Raw genomic sequence first — 18,609 nt, forward strand, 5'->3', positions numbered from 1 at the left:
TCTTGATCGGTAACGATCTTCAATGGCTGTTGGTTACGAGCGCTGCCGCCTCGATGACTCGCACCGGGAATCCGGTTGAAGACTCCACGTCGGGGAACGTCCCGCCAGGCCCGAATCCCGTCCAGTCCACCCGCCACGCGACCGTCGTCGTGACGTGGAACGCTCCGCCGGGCTCCGTTGCAGAAGTCCGGCGGTAGGCATGGCCACAAGTCGGTGACGGTGCCGTCCCATCGCCGGTCGAATGCTCCGGGAATGGGGTGCCGGGACCAGCGCAGATCTCAGTCGTTCCATCCCCCATGGACCACACGACCTGTCGTGGCGTCGCCGTTGCCGTCACCGTCACGCCACCGGCCGTCAGCGTCACCGACTTCGAACTCCACGAACCAGGCTTCAGCCACAACCACACCGGCAAGCCCGCGAGTTGCGGCACATCAGCCTTCGGGCTCATCCCGACATCGGGTTGGGGCATCACCAATGCCTGATACGCGTGCTGCGCCAGCTGTTGAGCACTGACAGGACGGGCAGCAGAATCGGTCGGGGTGAAGACGAGGGATGAGTCGACCATGCGTCCGTTGACGGTGCACTCTTGCTGCGTCATTCGGCCCGCCACGGATGGGTCTCCAACCGTAACGACGTGCTGCACCAGCGGAATGAAGACAGGTACTTCCTGGCAGACACGCACGTCTGATGTGTTCGCTGGTCCGGCCTTCGAGATGCTCGCCAGCTTGGTCGGGGACATGCCGTCGATACTGAAGTGGCATTCTGGGGCGTCGGGGTTCGTCGAGCAATCCGCGCCCACGACCCAATCGCCGACCGCAGGCGCATGGACTGCTGGCGGAGCCGGAGACGGTGAACCAGAGGGTGCTGCCACCGCGGCAACCAGGCCGACAATGGGAATCGGCAGTCCTCTCACGAGCACGATCCGATCGGGAAAATCGCTAGATCAGTGACTCGCCACACCAGATCGGCCTCTGCCACCCGCGCCCGGATGAGGCGTCGGCCGCCAGGTGCCGCTCCGGCAGGAGGGCGACCAGTCCTCGGATCGATCTCAGGAGCTGTCGAGGAGTCCGCGCAGTCCTCGATCATGACCGCCGTGGGCACGGCGCCCGGCGAAACTTGAGTCACCTGGGCGTGCGTCACCGGGGTGCCGCGGGAAACCAGCCCCTGGGCCTGTTCCCGATACAAGATCTTTACAAGCTCGGCCAGTGCCTGGTCAGTGGCATGGTGGGTGAGAACGGAATCCTTCCAATCCGCCGTCCGAGCCGCGGCCGCAGCGTCGGCCCACATACCGGTGTAGGCGCTCAGGGCAGCATCGCGTGCCTGGTACATCGGAGCGGACACAGCTGAGGACTGCGAACTGCCAGATCCTGCGGGCACCTTCACTGCCGACTTCGACCCGGATGCCGAGCACCCGGCAATCATCGAAGCAATTGCGATTGCGCAGAACGCGACAAGTCTCGACGAGACCAAGCCGGGACGCTCCTTCATCTCCTGTATCCGCCATCAACGGATACGTTCTCACCTCGCGGAGATCTAGACTTTCCATAGCGATCCATGAAGTAAAGGATGGACGCGACAGAAAGGTCAAGATCACTCGATCGAGTGACGAGAGATTTTGACTCCGGCGACTACAGCTTCATCAGCATGGCGGTATTGGCTATAATCTGCGGCCAGGCATGCTGGTATACACGGGCTGACCCCCCTGGCCTCGGGGTAGGCGTGGCGCACGTCGGCAGCGAGGTGGGCACGGTGCCCAATCCACTGCGCGTAGGCGCGGGCGGTGTCGATCCAATAGCGCGCTCGGCGCTCCGGGCCGTCGGTGCTCGCCCCTAGTGTCGCGTTCATGGACGCGAACATATGTTGGGCTCGGCTGGATACGACGCTTCAGGAGCACACCCTGGGGAGACTCGTCCGATATGCCGAACCCACCGACATCGACGACGAGGGGGCGGATTTGAGGCGCTGCCCGATCGAGGACCAGTTGCGGGCGCTGCTGCCCGAGTCGTACCGGCGATTCGTCGCGGCGTACCGTTGTCCGGCGGTCGAGCCGTGGCGTCTGGCGGACGAGGACGACGATGAAGAGAACGAGCGGGTCAGTGACGCCGTACGCTGCTTCGAGTTCCTGTCGTACCACGGGATGCGCCGGGCAACGGGCACGATGGGGCATCCCGGGCGGCAGTGGGTGGACGTCCGGGCGGAGCGCGAGCGCGGCGAATACCGTTGGGAGTACGTCATGTTCGCTGCCATCGAGGCCGCCGAAGGATGCGGCTGGGCGTTCTGGCCAGCCGGCGACGAACCGGAAGGGACGGGCGAACCGCAGGTGTGGTACGTCGAGGACGGCCTGCCCGAGCATCAGGTCGGCACGTTCGCCGAATGGCTGGACGAGATGGTCGCCGAGACCTTCAACGGTTTGGCGAGTCTTGGCCTGGTTGATTCCGCGAATGCCGAATAGCTCATCCGGTCGAGATCAGGGAAGCTTCCAACACATCCAGCGGCTTCGACGCTAACAATCGACTGCTGCTGCCGTTAGCCACGGATCTTGAACGCTCAGGAAGCTACTTCACCGGCCCCGAGAGAGTGAGGGCACGAAAAGCGTTGCGAACCTCAGCGATAGGTTCGCGGTCACGGGTGTAGTAGAGCTTGTTTGTCAGAAGGGTCGCCCAGCGACCGTGCTTCGGAGACACCCAAAGGCCGGTGCCCGTGAAGCCGTAGTGGACCCAAACCTCGTCGTCAGGGGCCGTACCTGGTGCGGGGTGCCAAAACAGGCCGCGAGCCGGTTCGAGGTCGCCGGTCTGGATACGCAGCGATTCAGCGGTCCACTTCGCACCGAACTGGCTACCGTTGGCGGGCGTGAGCAAGTGCGTAGCGAAGTTGCCGAGGTCGGCGGCGGTGGAGAAGGCGCCAGCGATGCCGCAGACACCGCCGAGGAGGCGGGCGGAGAAGTCGTGAGCGACACCGCGCAGGTGGTCGCCGGTGGATTCGTCGAGCTCGGTGGGTGCGCAGCGCCAGGTAGCGGAGCTCGGCATGGGGCCAAAGGCGGTGGTGTGCATACGCAACGGTTCCCAAACGGCGCGGCGGACGAAGATGTCGAGCGGTTGTCCGGAGATCGCCTCGACGACGTAGCCGAGGATCAGGGCTGCGCGATCGGTGTATTCAACGGCCTCGCCGGCGGGGCGGTGAGCGGCTTCTTGGAGGACACCGTGGCGGATGGCGTCGGGATCGGCCCCATACAGCGCCTTGAGCTGGGAACGCAGCGGGACGCCCGCGGTGTGGGTCAGCAGGTGGTGGACAGTGACATCGCCGAGCGGGTAGCCGACTGTCTCCGGGAGGTGGGTGTCGAGGCGGTCGTCCAGAGCAAGGCGTCCGGCCTCCCACAGCACCCCGATGCTCGACCACACGGCGACGATCTTGGTCAAGCTGGCGACGTCGAAGACCGTGTCGGTCTGCATCGCCAGAGTGGGCTCGGCGGGGTCCAGGACGCCGACTGCGCCGGTGGCCTGAACCCCGGGGCCGCCGATGGCCCACACGGCCCCGGGGAAGACCTTGTCCTGAACACCCCGCTTGAGCAGGGCGGTGACTTCGGCGGTGGGGATTTTCGGCATCAGGTCCTGCTTCCGGGTGAGGGCGTTCATCGAGGCTACCGGGCGCCAGCGGGAGGAGCCGCGACGACGCGGCGGCCGAGGGCCGTGATCGCAGCCGCAGTCGCGGAGAGCCTGAAGCGGCCGGCGTTGGTTCGTCCGCGCTCGCGCAGCTCGTCGCGGAGGGCTTCGGAGCGCAACAAATACGCCGCCTTGGCCAGCGCGGCGGGGTCGTACAGGTCGACGGGCATCGCCGAGTCGCCCAGGACGTCGGACAGGCCGTCGACAGGCCGGTAGACGACGGGAAGGCCCGCCGCCTGGGCCTCGACAGCGGTGAGGCAGAACGCTTCGAGTTCCACTGACGGCACCGCAAGGACGTCGTGGCGCGTGAACTCGCTCCACAGCTCGTCGCGGCGGAACCAGCCGAGATAGTCGACGGTCTCGGTGACGTGACCGAGCCGGTATCGGGCCTGGTGCCATTGTTCGGTCGGCGCGGCGACGGACAGCGGCAGGCCGAGAGACGCGCACACGGCCGCGAACTGGTCGAACCCCTTCTCCGGGGTCAGGCGCCCGGCGTACAACAGGTGCGGCAGCCGGCGCCCGACCGGCCATCGCTCCGGCGGTGCGTCCAGGAGCCGGCCCGGCAGCCCCCAGCCGACATGGTGGATCTTGTCGGGCGCGAGGTGAGGTACAAGACGGCACAGCCGGCTGGCCATGGCCTCAGTGGGAGCGATGATCGCGGACGCGTGGTCGGCCATGCGCGTCAGCACGTCGCGCTGATCGGCGTCGGCCTGTGCTACGAGCAGATCAGTGCCGTGGATGAACGCAATGGCCGGCACTTCCGGGAAGGCCTCGATGAGCGCCGGTGAGGCACCGAAAGCGAGATGGTGTAGGTGCAAGAGCTCGGGCGCGGTCCCAGTGAGCGCGGCGCGGACAGCTTGCACGAGCCGGTCGACGTAGGCCGAGTAGGCACCCCGACCTTCAGCTCTGCCCGAGACGTCGAGCAGCGTGAGGTTCCGCGACAAGGCGCCGTCGACAGGCCCAGCGAGCATGAACGCGTCGGCTTGGATCGGAGCGTCGGGTGCCAAGTAGAGGTCGGTGAACAGCGCGATGCTTCCGCCGGGGGTGCCCGCGGGGACGTCGATTCCGGTGAGGATCTTCGGGCTGCTCATGAGAACTCCTCGAACAGACGCGAGGTGCCGGCGCCGACCGTCGCGGCGTACTTCGCCCCGCGCTGCTGGTAGGACGCGAGCTCACCACAGACATTCAGGAAGACGAGCTTCCCGAAACACATGCCGGGATAGACACGTACTGGCTGGGCCGCCCGGATCTCCAGCGTCCAGCGGATCGCGTGGCCCTGATGCCCGAGCGGCGCGGAGACATGGACGAACACGCCGAGCGATCCGGTGCCGTGGTCACCGTTGAGCAGCTGGGCGTACCGCGTCGAGGCAGTGTGTTCAGCGGTAGTGCCCAGATACAGCCGCCCTGGCTGGAGCACGACGCCGGTCGGCGGAATCCGGCGCTCGATGAAGCGGCTCGGCCGGGCGGCGTCCAACGGACCGGCGGCGATCCTCAGCTCGTTGCCGAGGTGCCAGTCGTAGGCGTTCGGAGACAAGCACGCGGGGTCGAAGGGATCGATAACGATGTCGCCGCACGCAACAGCATCAGCGATCGCAGGTCCGGTCAGTATCACGAAGACGCTCCGACGCCGAGCGCGACGAGGTCCTGCCAGCTGGCCGACGAGCGCGGCCCGTCAGCGTGCTGGTACTTCCCGGAGTAGGTGTCGATCGGGCCCTTGGACAGAAAGAACATGATCTGGCTGATGCGCATCCCGGCGTAGACCCTGACCGCGACGGTGGGGTGCAGCATCAGCGTCCACTGGCCGTGGAATCCGATATCCCCTATCGGGGCCGTGATCTCTACGAATAGCCCGAGACGCCCCACAGAGGACCTGCCGAACAGCAGCGGCACGAAGACGTCGGAGCCGGCCGTCTCGATGGTGTGTCCGAGGTAGAGCCGGCCGGGCTGGAGTACGACTCCGGACTCACCGACGGTCATCTCGCGCGTCGGATTCGGCCGGGCAGCATCCAGAACCGGCACGTTGTACTGCAGAAGCGTCGGGCCGAGACGCAGGTTGTAGCTGTTGGGGTTGACGGCGGCCAGGTCGAAGGGATCGATGCGCAAGCGGCCGTCACGTTGCGCGGCGGCGATCTCGGGCCCGGTAAGGATCATGAACTACCTCCTTGCTCGGCTCGCTCACACAGCACGTCGGCGACCAGGCTTGCGAGCGCAGCGCCCCGCGACCGCTCACCGAACTCCGGCAGGAACGTGTCGGCGAGGTAGACAGTCGTGGCCAGCGAGCTGACTCGGTCGGGCAGCGGGCGCGGGGACAGAGCCAACGGACCGACGATCGGCTCGATCCGCTCGACGATCTCGGCGAGGTCCTGGGGCTCCGAGAACCGCAGCACGACGAGCGCGGCGTCGAAGGGCTCCACGGTCATCAAGTCGCCCTGCGTCAGGACATTGTTGAGGCGGTGATCGCGTAGTGAGGTGTGGTTGATCAGTGCGGCTTCCGCGCCTGTCGTCTCGTATACGGCAACGGCGACATGCGACGCGAGAGAATCGCGGTCCAGCCTTGTGTCCTGCCAGCGCGACCGGATTGGCCCACACGGATCAACAAGCAGGGCCGTAAGCGCCTCGACCTCCTTACTGATCTCGACCGACCGCGCAGTGCGCGGCGCAGCGTGATCAGCAGCGAAGAGAGACGGCTCGCCGACCCACTTTGATCGGTGACGGCGGGCGACGGCTACGCCCCGGCCCAGTTCCGGGGCTTTGACGATCGTGGTGCGTCCCACGACGATCGGGCCGGACTGCGAGCTGTGGCAGTGGCCGGAGAAGATGACGTCGATCCAGGGACATGCCTCAGCAAGCGCCAGATCGTGCTCGAACCCCGAGTGGCTGAGCAGTACCCAGTCGTCTGCCGTGCGACCGTGGTAGCGATACAACGCGTTCAGCGCCTTGGCAGGATCCACCACCGTCTGTCCCGCGCGATCGGAAGGCGGGATCGTCGCGAACGCATCCACACCGATGACGCCGGCGATGCCCACCATGCGGTTACCGACACACGTGACGAAGTACTGCTTGAACAGCGTGCTGATCCCAGACATCACATTGGCGCACACGGTGATCGGACGCAGCGGCGGGCTCAGGTAGTGGCTCCAGCCGTGGTTTCCGGGAAGCAGGACGTCGTAGAAGCCGTCCAGGATCCGGGTCTCGGGGATTCCGCCACCTCGACGGTAGTAGCCGGTGCCTTCGAAGAAGTCACCGCAATCTACTGTGAGCGACTTCGCGCGGACCTTCTCCAGGTGTGCCAGGAGGGCCGGCGCCGCGTCGAGGGACGAGTGGAAGTCGGTGGTCGCGGTGATGGACGTGATCTCGCGCAGTGTCATCGGCTCTCCTGGATCTCGGCGCCGAGGGCGCGGAGCTTGCCGGGTAGGTCGGGGTGGCCGCGACGGACTTGCTCAGGTCGGTGAAGCACCGTGGTGCCCCGTGCGGCGCAGCCGGCGACCAGCAGCGCGGTGCCGGTACGAATGTCGGTGGCCTCCACGGTCGCCGCAGAGAGCGCCTGCGGGCCTTCAAGAACGCACTCCGTCGCGCTGATCGGCTTGGCCTGCAACCCGAGACGGGCCAGTTGAGGCAGCAAGTTGCCGTGGCGGCCGGGGTTGATCGCGTCGGCAAACCGGTGTCGTCCACGACGCCCCGAGGCAGTGACCAGCAGCGCAGGTTCGAAGTCGGCGTCCAGGCCGCCGGGATTGAGCGTGGCGATCGCGCGCAGGTTCTTAGCGGACAGCGGTGCGCTCGCGTCGATGGCGAGCACCTGCGCCTCCGCGTCAACCATGACGCCGAGGCGTCTAAGCGCGTTGACCAACGCCGTCAGGTCGGCGGCCTCGGCTCCGGTAACGATCCCGGAGCCGGCTGTGGCGGCAATCGCGCACGCCAGGGTTCCTGCCTCGATCTTGTCGCCCGGGACCGGCCATGAGTGCCCGCCCGCAGACGAACCTGAAGGGGGAACGACAGTCAACGAAGTGGCCTTGGCTGTGTACTCCCAGCCGGCAACCGTCAACGCCGCGAGAACGGCTTGGGTCTCGGGAGCCGTGTTCGGCTGTTCGATCCGAACCGGACGTCCGGCGACGACGGCGCGCAGCAGCGCGGCGATCGTCGCACCCCGGCTTCGGAACGGCAGGGCCACCTTCGTGATTCGAGATGAGTGCTGTCCCGCCCGCACCACATAGCCGTCGGCGTTCACCTCGGCGCAGTCGCCGAAGGCCTCGTAGACGGCGAAGTGCAGGTGCATCCCGCGGTCCCCGACCGCGCAGCCGCCAGGCCACGGCAGGCGGGCGATCCCGTGTGCGGCGAGCAGGGCGGGGACCAGGTAGTAGGACGCACGGATCTGTGCAGCCTCCGCCAGCTCGCCGACCGACGTACCGAGCGGCGCCCCGATGCTCACCTGCCCTTGCTCCTGCCAGACCGGCCACCCGGCCCGGTCGAGCAACCGCATCATCGCCGCGACGTCTGCGGAATCCGGCACGCCGGTCATTCGTACGCCGCCGCCGAGCGTGGCAGCGGCGGCCAACAACGGCAGGCAGGCGTTCTTCGAACCGTCCACGGCGACGGTCCCGCGCAGCGGGGTGCCGCCGCGCACTTCGATGACGTTCAAGCTCATGCGTGTGCCTCCGGTGTCGCCAGGGTGAACCAGGTCCATTTGCCGCCGGGGACACGGCAACGGCCCCACGAAGCCGCGACCGCCTGGATGATCGCCAGGCCCAGGCCGCTCTCCGGCAACGAAGCCGGATCAGCGGGGTCTATCGACGGCATCTCGCGCGAGCGAGGTAGGACTGTGTCGGCGTCGAAGACCTTGAACACGACCCTCCCCAGCTCTGGCTGAACCGCGACATCGATCTGGTCGCCGCCGGCGTAGCGCAGAGCGTTCGTCGCCAACTCGCTGACGAGTAGGGCGGCGTCGTCTATCAGGACATCGAGGCCCAGGTCGTCAAGGGTCTCTGTCACGAACGTCCGTGCTGCGCGCGGCGCGGCGGCGTCGAGCGGGAACGCAGCGTGGACTGAATCCGCGTTCTCGAGACGCTGCTGCTCAGGTGCTGCCCTGGTGCCCATTGGATGCTCCGATCCGGACGGTGCCCGTTGTACGTGGCCCCCGGATCAAGGGAACGACAGGACGGTCGACTCAGGTAGCGCACACGGGCTGTGCATATGTGCATTCACGCGCACATCCGGTCCATATCAGCCGACGAATGCCCGGCACGGTGTCATCCTGGATACGGACCGAATCCCTCACGGAGAGCTCTGATGCGATGACGGGCAGGGAACCGAACCGGCTTCTCGCTGCCGCGATCAACGAGGCCGGATGCTCGGCAGCCGGGCTCGCGCGGCGTATCTGCGACGCGGCTGAGTCCGCGCACTTGCCTGTGCGCACGTCCCACACCCAGATCGGCCGCTGGCTGGAGGGGCAACAGCCGCGAGGCCCTGTCGCGAGAATGGTCGCGCTGGTGCTCAGCGAAAAGCTCGGCCGGACCATCACGCCGGCCGACCTCGGGTTTGAGGGCCATGGAGTACCGGCGCCGGACGCGCTGCGGATGGTGACCGACCCGGTGGAGGCACTGCGCGTCACGGCTGACCTCTGGAGGGCCGACGCGGACGGCACCGCGGCTCGGCAGGGCGCCGATCTCATCGGACCGGTGCTCGGCTGGCTGACCGCCGAGCCGGTCGAAACTGTCGCCTGCGACGGAGTCGGACACATCGGAATGGCCGACGTGGAGGCGCTGCGCACCACACTGGCCGTCTTCGTCTACCTGGACAACGAATACGGCGGCGGTCGGGCCCGGGATGCCGCCGTTCGCTACCTCGCCGACTGCGTCGCTCCGCTGCTCAGCGCCTCGTTCAGTGACGCCGTCGGCCGGGCGCTGTTCACCGCCGCGGCCGAGTTCACGCTGCTCACTGGATGGATGGCCTACGACACCGGCAGCTCCGATACCGCAAGGAGCGCCTTCGTCCACGCACTCGCGCTCGCTCAGCTGGCCGGCGATCGTGCGCTCGGCGCCAGCGTGCTGTCGGCGATGAGCCACCAGGCCAACCACACCGGCGACCCGCGCACGGCCCTGGTGATCGCACGGGCCGCAACCGGTTCCCTTGCGGCTGACGGGAGCACCACCTTGCGTGCCCAGTTCCACGCGATGGAGGCTCGCGCAGCGGCGGGACTCGGCGACCGTGCGGCTTGCCTGCGTGCGCTGTCACGCTCGGAGACGGAGCTCGGCCGCACCGATCGGGAGGTGCCGCCGTGGATCGCGTACTTCGACACCTGCGAGTTCACCGACGAGGCCGCACACTGCCACCGCGATCTCGGCGACGACCGGCGAGCGATCGCCGCGGCCAAAAGCTGCCTGGCGCACCCGGAGCAAGGCTCACCGCGCAGCCGCGTCTTCTCCCGCATCGTCTACGCCGAATCCCTGTTCGGAGCTGGCGAGGCCGAACACGGAGCCAGCATCGCGAGCGAGGTGCTGCCGCACGCGACAGCCTTGGCCTCGCGGCGCACTGTGGCCTACCTCCAACGGCTGAGGGCGAAGGCTGAGCCGTATTCGTCGGTCGCTGGCGTTGCGGACTTCTTGGAACAGTCCGCGCCGACCAGGTAACCCCCTGCGGCGAACGGCACCAAGGCGCCGGAAACCGGCGACTGCCCCCTCTCGACGGATCGTGACCGATCAGCGAGTCTTAAGTCAGGGCACGTCCTTTGCTGGAGAGGGGGACGCATGCATCTCGATATCCTGATTCCTGCTGCTGTTGGGGTCCTTACGACCATGATCGGAGTCCTGCTCGGTGGCAGGATCGCCTTTCGAGCACAGGCTAGACACTGGGCCCGTGACCGACAGGCAGAAGCTTGCGTCGCAGTGCTGCGTGAGTCAACAAAAGTACAACTCGCACTACGCCGCCGGTTCAAGGACCAGTCCGCGCCCAAGGTGGAGTGGGCCCCTTGGAACGAGTCCCTGACAGTGCTCCAGATGGTCGCCGATAGCCGGATTGTCGATGCTGCCCAACAGATGGACCTGAGATTTTGGGACTACAGCTCGATCATCAGGGACCGGCTAATAGCCACCGAGGAGCAGTGGGCAGCGGTCCGTGAACCCATGGAGGCCAGTCGATTGGCGTTCATCAACGCTGTCCGCCGACACCTGGTGGGTGTCGAGGAACCCGTCCGGAGCCTCGTCGCCCGGCCGAGCCTGGCCGAGCAGCGGCGAAGGCACGCTGTGATCGTGTCGGCGCAGAACGGCTCAACCGGCTTGCCGGCCAGCCCCGATTGACGCAGATACGCCCCTGAACTGGAGCTCACGCGCAAGTGCCTAGTAAGGGCGCCAAAGACGCGGCCTAGCCGGATCTCGGAGGTCCGCCAACCGCGTCGCGAACTCCTCAGCGATGACCGGATAGTCTCCCGTCCGCTGCGCTAGCCAGCACACCATGCGCAACTGCTGGACGGCCGCGACCGTAGGAAACGCGGGATCGTCCGAAGGAGTCTCGCCGTAGGCGGCGCAGAAAGCGGCATACTCGGCCTCCGTGTGCCAACCGAGGTCGCGGTACACAGCCGTGATCATCAAGTCCCAGATGCGAGGCCCGAGACAGAAGCCTTCCAGATCCAGCAGGATCGCCTCGTCCTCTGCGGTGAGCAGCAGGATGTTGCCAATGTTGGCATCACCGTGGAGTACGACGTCCTCCCGACCAGCCAGAGCGACCGGCAATTCGGTCTCCTGCCGGGCGATCATTGACTCCAGCTCGTCTCTGACCTCGGCCTTGAGGCCAGGCGAGCTGACAAGCCGTTCGCGCATCCGCGCGAACGGGTCGAGCTTCGGCAGCGCAAGGTATGCGGGTGGCGTCAACTTGTGCAGCTCCCTGAGGATTTCGGCGAGCCGATCAGGGGTCGTCCACTCGCCGGCCACCGCGTGCCAGAACGTCACCGGGAGCGCGCAGGTGGCGTCCGGCTGCGCGACGTCAAACGGACGCTCGACCGGCAAACCGGACGACGTCAGCCACCGCGCAACACGCACTTCACGCTTGGCCGCCGCGAACCGTTGCGCGGAACGGCCGACCTTGGCGATCAGGTCCGTCGCGTCGTGCCTGAAAACGGCACGTTCACCAATCCGGACAGTGCGCCAACCATCCTGCGGCAACCCCGCGCAAGACGCGGCGTCGACCAGCACTTCCTGTGCGACCTGGGCGAACAGCGGATCCTCCAGACTCTAGGAGCACTGGGGATCAGGCTACGCCAGCACGCGTGATCGAATCCGCCTCTGCACGCACCGCACCGGGTAGCCGCTCTAGCCATGGCCGTTTAGCCGCTTCCTGCCCCGGGCGTACGACGAAGCCGAGCGGTCCGTAGTACCGGACTGCCAGCCGGCGGTTGGCGGCGTTCAGCAGCAGGGTGGTCCCGGTAACGTCCGCTGCGGCCAGGACCGCGGCGATGACGCCCAGCCCGCGGCCACGGCCGGTCGGCCAGGCCCAGAAGCTCGTGATCTTCCAGGTGGACTCGTCGCCAGCCGTCACCCTGCGGAGGTCGAGTCCGGCACGCCGGTCGGTGTCGAGAACCGCGGTGATCTTCGACGAGCGTTCCTCCCAGACGAGCGCTCCGTAGCCGCCGAGCAAGCACGAGACGAAGAGAAACGTCCTCCAGCCGATTCCGCCCTGTCCACGGAAGTGGATCGGCGTGATGAGCATGTTCACCCAGCGACGCAGCCTGACCCGACGGCCACAGGGCCCAAGACGAATCTCTTTCATGGCCGCAAGTTGTTGTAAGAACCCTTCACCATCCCCGTCTCGGGGGCTCGTGCTCGTCACTCTTCAACGGTAGGGCGCGGCGGGCCGCGAAGCGGGCAACGACCCTCCAACATCGCACCGCTGAAGCTCTAGATCAAAGTCTTGTCACCCTGCGGCCGGTAGTTATCCACAGATTGTCTCTGGAGTAGCGATCGACACCACCTCGGCGTGCGCCGATGAGAGCACCTGTCAGAACGACGAAAGAGGTGCCTCGTGCCCAGCATGCGCAAGACAAAAGAAGCTGTGCGGTTCTCGGCCAGTGAGCGGGCTGTGCTGGTCGCGCTCGTCCGGCGTCCCGAAGCGTCAGCGGCAGGCATCGCCGTAGCCGCTCGTCTGTCGCTGGCCACGACGCAGCGTGCGCTGCGTCGGTTCGAGTCGCTTGGTGCTGCGATGTGCTTCAACCGAACGGGTCTCGATGGAAAGTCGGTTCGCGCGCTCTGGTCTGCCTCAGCGACGGTGCTCGATCTGGTCGCCAGCTCGGGAGCGTTGCCCCTGGTGCGAGCCCTCGTCGCGCCTTGTGCGCGCGACAAGGTTCTGACCGCTCTCGCGCTCCGGCCGGAGCTGACGATCGGCGACATCGAGTGGGCTACCGCCCTGTCCCGTACGAGCGTTGTCGAGATGCTCGCCAACCTGGAGAAGCAGGGCGTTGTCTGTCCCGTAGAGAGGAGAGGTCCCAGCGGGGGCCGGTTGGCCGACGGTTGGAAACTGGCGTTGGACGACGCGACCGTGCCGTTGTTCGAGCTCTGAGGCAAAGATGCAGACCCCAGGCGGACAGGAGATCCCGCCAATCTCGGTCGCCGGCTGCTACGTCCCACCGGCTCGGGCTCACGCGCCGGTGGGATCACGGACGTCCGAAGGCGCGGACTCGCGGCGGCGCCGTCAGCGCGGACGGCACCGTCGCGAGTCCTTTGGGTCGCGGCTTATCACTGCGGTTCTGAGACTTCCCTGTCGATGGTCGCATGTGCGTCCTGTGGGTGGCGGGACTCGACGAGGGCCCGGACCCGCTTGGCGGTGGACAGCGACACGCCCTCACCGAGGATGAGCTCTGGCTCCGCTTGACCGTCCAGACCAGCGTCCTGATCGGTCTGGACGGCCAATCTTTGCGCCAGGGCTTCCCGGAACGCCTTCTCCGTCGGGCGTCGGCCGTGCAGCTCCCGCAGTTCGTCGTAGACCGGGCCCCCGATCTTGAGCCATGCCTCTTCGCGGGCGGTCAGAACGTCCACTTGACCGGCTGTATCGTCCACAGAAGCGTCCGATTCCTCGCCGGGAACACGGCAGCCGCTCGCCTGTCCGCGTTGCCCATGGGCAGTGACGGCGACCAGCAAGTCAAGCTCCCGATCCGCGACCAGCTGCGGCAGCGAGGCAACGACTACCAGGATCAGATCACGAACGATCGTGGGGATCAGGAAGCCGGCCAGCGCCAGGGCGTGGTCGAGGACGTTGCAGCAGACGGTGAGCGCGAGGGCGTACCGCGCGGTGCGTTTCGCCTGGTCGCGCGCGGGATGACCGGCGGGGAGGCGGTAGGCGGTGTAGAGCGTTGAGGCGGCGTACGCGTCCACGGCGAGCGGGAAGAGTTCGGCCAGCCGGTGCAGGCCTGCTTGACGGCCGAGATCGGTCAGGACGTCGAAGCTGATCACGGCGATCGCGATCAACGACACCGTCCCGCCGAGCCGGAGCGCGATCAGGACCGAGCGGGGCGTTTCGATCGGCGGCGGGTCGGTTGGCGACGTCGTCGGTACCACCGCAGAGCGGGTGGAGCGGGCGAAAAGGTTCACGGGTTCCTCCGGCCATTGGTCGTTCTGGACGGTCACGCGGGCGGGATCGGTGGGCCCGACCGGTCCGGCCGGGCCCACCGAGAAACCGCTAGGCGTTCATCCGTTCAGCGAGCGACGTGACGAAGTCCCGGACGATGCAGGCCGCGAACAACGCATCCCGCTTCGAAAGCGCCGTCGGCACCGTCATGAGCACGGCGCCGCCTCCAGGCAGCGTGAAGTTCACGCAGCTTTCTGACACGACGTGAGCCGCTTGCTCGCCAGCGGTGAGCAGAACGCGCGGAACGGCACCGGGGCCGCCCGGAGCCGACGTGGCAGTCGGCTGCTGATCTCGGATCTCGTCCCGGGTAGGCATCGTGTGGACCGCACCGAGATCTGTCCGCCGCTTCGCCCTCTGGTCAGAGTTCATCGTCCCCGCCGTCCTCCGCGTGAGCCGCGTTGCTGACTTCGCAGACTCGGTGGTTGAGGAACACGAACGCGCACGCGATCTGTGCGCGGTCCTTCGTCGGCACCCCGGCCTCGGCCAGCGCAGCCAACAGGCGCGTGTTGGCGGCCGTGAGCGCAGCCTGCGTTGCCCGGAACCGTGCGGCAGCACCGCACAGACCGGCCGCAGAGCGCACGACTTCGGGCTCACCTTCCAGGTACTTCAGCAGAGCGAGATCAGTCGCGTCCGGGCACATCAGGCAACACCCTTCCCGTTGTCGAACCGCTTGCCGGAGATGGCTTCGGCGAGGCTGACCACGACCGCGACCGGGGTAGTCGCCCCGATCGAGACCAGGGCCTCGGGGCCCCACAGCTCAGCGGTTCGGGCGCGGCGTTCGGGATGAACCGACACTTTGAGCCGGTAGTTGCCGCCCGGGCTCTCCCACTCCGCCGTAGAGCCGAACAGGGCACGAATTCGTCCGGTGACGCGGTTCCAACCGACCGCACGCAGGCGCCGGTTCAGAAGATGCTGCGACCACGCGACCGGCTCCGCGTTCGAGGCGGTTTCGGCGACCCGCGCCATAGCCAGAATCATTTCGGCCGATGCGAAGCGTGCCTCAAGGTGCCAATCCGGCGCGACGTGTCCGGAGAGCGGAGCGCCGCTGACCGCCAGGCGAGCGCTCGCCTCGAATAGATCGGTCATCATCACCAGGCGTCCGCGATGCTGCGGGCCCACGAGGACCCACTTGGACCCGGGGTAGCTCGGGTGCGCGATCTGGCGTGTCTGCCAAAGGTCGGCCATCAGGGATTCGCTGATGTACCGCTGTACATCCGAGTTGAGTTCCATCACAGGGTGGCTCCCTTGCGTTCAGGAGCCGCCGGGCGCTCCTGCGCCCGGCGGCAGGAGGTCAGCTGGTGAGAAGGTTCTCCGCGAACGCGCGGATGACGGGTCCGGGCGTATGGCCGGTGGCGTCCGCGTAGCAGACTGGGCCGTAGATCAGCCAGGCGCCGCACTCCCCCGGCACGTCCGGATAGTGGTAGGAAGCCGCCACCTGTCCGGTCGGATGGACGAAAGTGGTTGACGCCAGATGACCACTGGCGGTGTGGGTGGAGCAGGCCTCCCACCCCTCGTAAGTGGCGGTGTTGAAGGTCCGGCCATGCTCATCGGTGATCGCGACACGCGCTGCAGCGAGGATCGCCGAAGCTGGGGCGTCGAAGATGCTCATGCGCCAGTAGCAGCGCGCGCTGCTACTCCCCTTGCCCGTGCCGCGCGTCGGCTCGTAGATGAACTCCGCGAGCTTGGCCCCGCCGTTCGGCTCGGTGACGATCGCGAGCTTCACCGGCACGGCCCCGCTCGGAGGCGTCAGGAGCGCTGCCTGCGACAGGTCGGCGTCGTCGCGTACTGGATGCTGATTCGCGGTCCAGCCGCGTGTGATGAACTCTTCGATCAGGAGGACGGACTGTGCCACGGCCGTCTTTGCGATACGTGCTGAGGTCATGGTGTTCGTTCCTTTCCTCAGTACCGCTTGGTCCGGCGCGGGACGCTCACCGTCAGCGCCGCGATGGTGGCAGCGCCGATCACGGAGACCGGCGTACGCGGCTCGAACGGGACCGCGAAGAACCGGGCGTGAGCACGCTCCACGGGAGGAGCCGTCGCCACCCGCAGATCGGACAACTCGGGATAGACGGCGAGTTCAGCCACCTTGACGCCTCCCGCCGGACGCTGAACGACGTACTCCAGAAGCACCACGAGGTGATCCGGGGCCTGGTAGAACATGCGCATCGGTGCTTGCGTACGCGCACCGGCTCGCGCAGGCACCTGGCGTTGCTGGAAACCGGCCGCGCGCAGCAGAGGCCAGATGTCCGGCTGCTGCTCAGGAGTGAAAACAGGCATGACGAAGCTCCGTTCCGGGACGCGCCAGCCGTTTTCGGGCATGGCTGCGCCGCCGCACGTTGAAGTGGTGGGGAGGGACGGCCGCCGGGCTCTAGGGGGAAGGGGTCGGCCCGGCGGCCGGTCTAAAGGGCGCGGCGTCAGGCCGCGCGGGGGGATCAGCGCTTGGTGCGCTGTGCCGGGATCAGCGGAGTGGCCCAGTCGGTCGGGTAGATGCCGCCGTGGGACAGCGATTCGTCCAGCTCTAGGAACCGCGCGGCCATCGTCTCGGCGCGGTACTTGTGCCCGCAGTCAGGGGACTGGCAGCCGCCGCGAGGCGGTTCGGTCTTCTTCAGCATGGCGTGCGCGGAAAGCTCGCGCAGCTGAGAGAGAATGTGGTCAGGGTTCATGGCTGCTCCTTGCTGGGCGTTTGACGGTGTCTTGCGGAGCGGTCAGGGAGCCCGTCGCTCGGTGAGCGCGTTGGAGCGCGCTTGCCGAGCCCTTTCTGGGATTCGACGTTCTCCCGTTCCCCTCACTTCTTGATATACCCATCATTCACCATTGAAACCGCCCAATCAAGCCCAAACAGTGCTTTTCTTCACCCATTTGGAGCACGAGTTTTTGACTCGATAGAAGCCGGAATGCGAGAATGCAAAAACGCATCGCCGGCAAGCGAGGTGAATACTTTTCATAAACAATCGCAGATTGTTTATGAAAAGTAGAGCTGGAGTGAGCCGGATGGCAAGCAGGCCAAGGCTGGGGCGAGCCGGCTGACGACACTTCATCGGGAAGCCACGATCGGCCCGAGTTCCGCAAGGGCGTGAAAACATGCCCCCTACCAGCTGTTTTATGTTGCCGCTAGGTGGTCCGGTCTAAGCGGACACCCAACGGCACACCTTCGGACCGGGTAGCAGAGCAGGCCGTCCGGGTCCACGTTGAGTTCTTCAGTTGCGTAGCATGGTTCTACGACCAATCGGACAGTTAGGCGCATTGCCTAGGGCGGCTCGATATTCGCCAATCGCGCGACTCTATGTGCGCGCGGACAAGCGAACGACAATGCTTTCAAGGTTAGCTCCACAATCATATCTCGCACATCGGCCCCCAATGCGCCGAGATTTTCAAATGGCTGGCGTGATCACCCCGGCAATTCAAGCAGTCGGGTGGAGAGTCACTGCTCACGCCGGGCACCTGCATAGTCGTCGGCCGCGACCGGATCCAGGCGAACGACAGCTCCGGGATGGGGCGCGTCAATAACGAGCCCAGCCCCCACGTATATCGCCACGTGATGCAGGAAGCCGTTCGGGTCGCCGTAGAAGACCAAATCGCCGCCGCGCAGATCAGCCGTGGCGACGGGCCGTCCCGTCTTGAACTGATCTGTGGCCGTCCGGGGAATGGCGATACCGGCGGCCTGATACGCGCTCTGGGTGAGTCCCGAGCAGTCGAAGCCGACTCCTCCCCGGTCAAGGCCGTCGCCGCCCCAGACGTAGGGCAGGCCCATCTGGGCTCCCGCGTATTCGAGCGCGAGGCGTGCCGCTGCGGTCGGGGCGGAGCGGGCGGCGACGGCGATGAACGAGGTGCTGCTGGGGGCGCGGCGGTAGACGTCGGCGAGTTCGATGATCCGGACCGCGGATGCTGGATCGGCCGTTGCTCGGCGCACCACTGCGGTGAGGTCGGTAGCCGGTCCGGAAGCGCATATTGTTCTGGCTGCCGCGTAGACCTGGTCGACCGGATCGAGTGGTGAGGCGGGCGATGCACCGCCGGCGGGGATCGGGTCGGCATGCTGTTGGAACTGGCTTGTGGTGATCCCCATGAGTCCCCGGTCGCTCAGGTGACGACCGTGGTCTGACGCTACTTTCCCGAAGCCCGCCAGCACGGCCCACGACAAGCCGGGACAGGTCGCCGCAGCGTCGTGGTAGAGCTCATACATACGCAGCGGGATCTCACCGTCCGCGTCAGAGATACGACTGCTTCCAGGACTGGAAGACACGCTGAACACATCCAGCGAGGAGGTCATCGACTCGACGACGGCGGCCGCCGCAGCGGACAGCAGAGTCACCAGAAGGAGCAGCGCGGCCGAAGCTCCCACCGCGAT

General features: G+C 66.7%; 22 protein-coding genes. 4 read left to right on the forward strand and 18 right to left on the reverse strand.

Annotated features, from left to right (window positions below):
- Window positions 1-19: 19 nt before the first annotated feature.
- The gene (locus tag ABH935_RS03420) at window positions 20-739 is read right to left on the reverse strand and encodes a hypothetical protein (RefSeq protein WP_370376290.1); all 720 of its coding nucleotides are present in this window, start codon (window positions 737-739) and stop codon (window positions 20-22) included.
- 1,104 nt (window positions 740-1,843) lie between these two features.
- Between ABH935_RS03420 and ABH935_RS03425 the strand changes: the two genes are divergently transcribed.
- Window positions 1,844-2,452, forward strand: a complete 609-nt coding sequence (locus ABH935_RS03425; RefSeq protein WP_370376291.1) for a hypothetical protein — start codon at window positions 1,844-1,846, stop codon at window positions 2,450-2,452.
- Window positions 2,453-2,555: 103 nt separating this feature from the next.
- On the opposite strand, the gene ABH935_RS03430 is transcribed toward ABH935_RS03425, so the two are convergent.
- The 7 genes from ABH935_RS03430 to ABH935_RS03460 are packed head-to-tail and all read right to left on the reverse strand — an operon-like array spanning window position 2,556 to window position 8,645.
- Window positions 2,556-3,632, reverse strand: a complete 1,077-nt coding sequence (locus ABH935_RS03430) for a serine hydrolase domain-containing protein (RefSeq protein ID WP_370376292.1) — start codon at window positions 3,630-3,632, stop codon at window positions 2,556-2,558.
- A gap of 5 nt (window positions 3,633-3,637) precedes the next feature.
- Window positions 3,638-4,750: a glycosyltransferase family 4 protein gene (locus ABH935_RS03435; RefSeq protein ID WP_370376293.1), complete on the reverse strand. Its 1,113-nt coding sequence runs from the start codon at window positions 4,748-4,750 to the stop codon at window positions 3,638-3,640.
- The gene (locus ABH935_RS03440) at window positions 4,747-5,271 is read right to left on the reverse strand and encodes a deoxycytidine triphosphate deaminase (RefSeq protein WP_370376294.1); all 525 of its coding nucleotides are present in this window, start codon (window positions 5,269-5,271) and stop codon (window positions 4,747-4,749) included. The genes ABH935_RS03435 and ABH935_RS03440 overlap by 4 nt, the downstream gene beginning before the upstream one ends.
- A complete protein-coding gene (dcd, locus tag ABH935_RS03445) occupies window positions 5,268-5,810 on the reverse strand; it encodes a dCTP deaminase (RefSeq protein WP_370376295.1) in 543 nt (180 codons plus the stop codon). Before dcd ends, ABH935_RS03440 begins: the two co-directional genes overlap by 4 nt.
- Window positions 5,807-7,027, reverse strand: coding sequence for a metallophosphoesterase (locus ABH935_RS03450; RefSeq protein ID WP_370376296.1), 1,221 nt, complete (start codon window positions 7,025-7,027; stop codon window positions 5,807-5,809). Before ABH935_RS03450 ends, dcd begins: the two co-directional genes overlap by 4 nt.
- Window positions 7,024-8,301: a UDP-N-acetylglucosamine 1-carboxyvinyltransferase gene (locus ABH935_RS03455; RefSeq protein WP_370376297.1), complete on the reverse strand. Its 1,278-nt coding sequence runs from the start codon at window positions 8,299-8,301 to the stop codon at window positions 7,024-7,026. Before ABH935_RS03455 ends, ABH935_RS03450 begins: the two co-directional genes overlap by 4 nt.
- Window positions 8,298-8,645, reverse strand: a complete 348-nt coding sequence (locus tag ABH935_RS03460) for an ATP-binding protein (RefSeq protein ID WP_370376298.1) — start codon at window positions 8,643-8,645, stop codon at window positions 8,298-8,300. The genes ABH935_RS03455 and ABH935_RS03460 overlap by 4 nt, the downstream gene beginning before the upstream one ends.
- A 302-nt stretch (window positions 8,646-8,947) precedes the next feature.
- Between ABH935_RS03460 and ABH935_RS03465 the strand changes: the two genes are divergently transcribed.
- Window positions 8,948-10,282, forward strand: coding sequence for a hypothetical protein (locus tag ABH935_RS03465; protein WP_370376299.1), 1,335 nt, complete (start codon window positions 8,948-8,950; stop codon window positions 10,280-10,282).
- A 117-nt stretch (window positions 10,283-10,399) separates the two neighbouring features.
- A complete protein-coding gene (locus ABH935_RS03470) occupies window positions 10,400-10,948 on the forward strand; it encodes a hypothetical protein (protein WP_370376300.1) in 549 nt (182 codons plus the stop codon).
- A 39-nt stretch (window positions 10,949-10,987) separates the two neighbouring features.
- Here ABH935_RS03470 and ABH935_RS03475 read toward each other — a convergent pair whose 3' ends face one another.
- Together ABH935_RS03475 and ABH935_RS03480 are read right to left on the reverse strand one after the other, a co-directional pair.
- A complete protein-coding gene (locus ABH935_RS03475; protein WP_370376301.1) occupies window positions 10,988-11,839 on the reverse strand; it encodes a phosphotransferase enzyme family protein in 852 nt (283 codons plus the stop codon).
- 55 nt (window positions 11,840-11,894) lie between these two features.
- Window positions 11,895-12,359, reverse strand: a complete 465-nt coding sequence (locus tag ABH935_RS03480) for a hypothetical protein (protein WP_370376302.1) — start codon at window positions 12,357-12,359, stop codon at window positions 11,895-11,897.
- Between the two features lie 315 nt (window positions 12,360-12,674).
- On the opposite strand from ABH935_RS03480, the gene ABH935_RS03485 reads away from it, so the two are divergent.
- Entirely contained in the window at window positions 12,675-13,199 is a 525-nt protein-coding gene (locus ABH935_RS03485) for a MarR family transcriptional regulator (protein WP_370376303.1), read from the forward strand.
- A 176-nt stretch (window positions 13,200-13,375) separates the two neighbouring features.
- Here ABH935_RS03485 and ABH935_RS03490 read toward each other — a convergent pair whose 3' ends face one another.
- From ABH935_RS03490 to ABH935_RS03525, 8 genes are all read right to left on the reverse strand, one after another.
- Window positions 13,376-14,263: a hypothetical protein gene (locus ABH935_RS03490; RefSeq protein ID WP_370376304.1), complete on the reverse strand. Its 888-nt coding sequence runs from the start codon at window positions 14,261-14,263 to the stop codon at window positions 13,376-13,378.
- 52 nt (window positions 14,264-14,315) lie between these two features.
- On the reverse strand, window positions 14,316-14,450 hold the full coding sequence (locus ABH935_RS03495; protein WP_370376305.1) for a hypothetical protein: 135 nt from the start codon (window positions 14,448-14,450) through the stop codon (window positions 14,316-14,318).
- Window positions 14,451-14,622: 172 nt separating this feature from the next.
- Window positions 14,623-14,904, reverse strand: coding sequence for a hypothetical protein (locus ABH935_RS03500; RefSeq protein ID WP_370376306.1), 282 nt, complete (start codon window positions 14,902-14,904; stop codon window positions 14,623-14,625).
- The gene (locus tag ABH935_RS03505; protein ID WP_370376307.1) at window positions 14,904-15,494 is read right to left on the reverse strand and encodes a hypothetical protein; all 591 of its coding nucleotides are present in this window, start codon (window positions 15,492-15,494) and stop codon (window positions 14,904-14,906) included. Before ABH935_RS03505 ends, ABH935_RS03500 begins: the two co-directional genes overlap by 1 nt.
- Window positions 15,495-15,555: 61 nt before the next feature.
- On the reverse strand, window positions 15,556-16,146 hold the full coding sequence (locus tag ABH935_RS03510) for a hypothetical protein (RefSeq protein ID WP_370376308.1): 591 nt from the start codon (window positions 16,144-16,146) through the stop codon (window positions 15,556-15,558).
- A 17-nt stretch (window positions 16,147-16,163) separates the two neighbouring features.
- Window positions 16,164-16,541, reverse strand: a complete 378-nt coding sequence (locus ABH935_RS03515; protein ID WP_370376309.1) for a hypothetical protein — start codon at window positions 16,539-16,541, stop codon at window positions 16,164-16,166.
- 155 nt (window positions 16,542-16,696) lie between these two features.
- Entirely contained in the window at window positions 16,697-16,927 is a 231-nt protein-coding gene (locus ABH935_RS03520; RefSeq protein WP_370337486.1) for a hypothetical protein, read from the reverse strand.
- A 758-nt stretch (window positions 16,928-17,685) separates the two neighbouring features.
- The gene (locus ABH935_RS03525; RefSeq protein WP_370376310.1) at window positions 17,686-18,531 is read right to left on the reverse strand and encodes a C40 family peptidase; all 846 of its coding nucleotides are present in this window, start codon (window positions 18,529-18,531) and stop codon (window positions 17,686-17,688) included.
- Window positions 18,532-18,609 lie beyond the last annotated feature (78 nt).

The sequence above is a fragment of the Catenulispora sp. GAS73 genome, from assembly GCF_041262085.1.
In the GTDB taxonomy this organism is placed as follows: domain Bacteria; phylum Actinomycetota; class Actinomycetes; order Streptomycetales; family Catenulisporaceae; genus Catenulispora.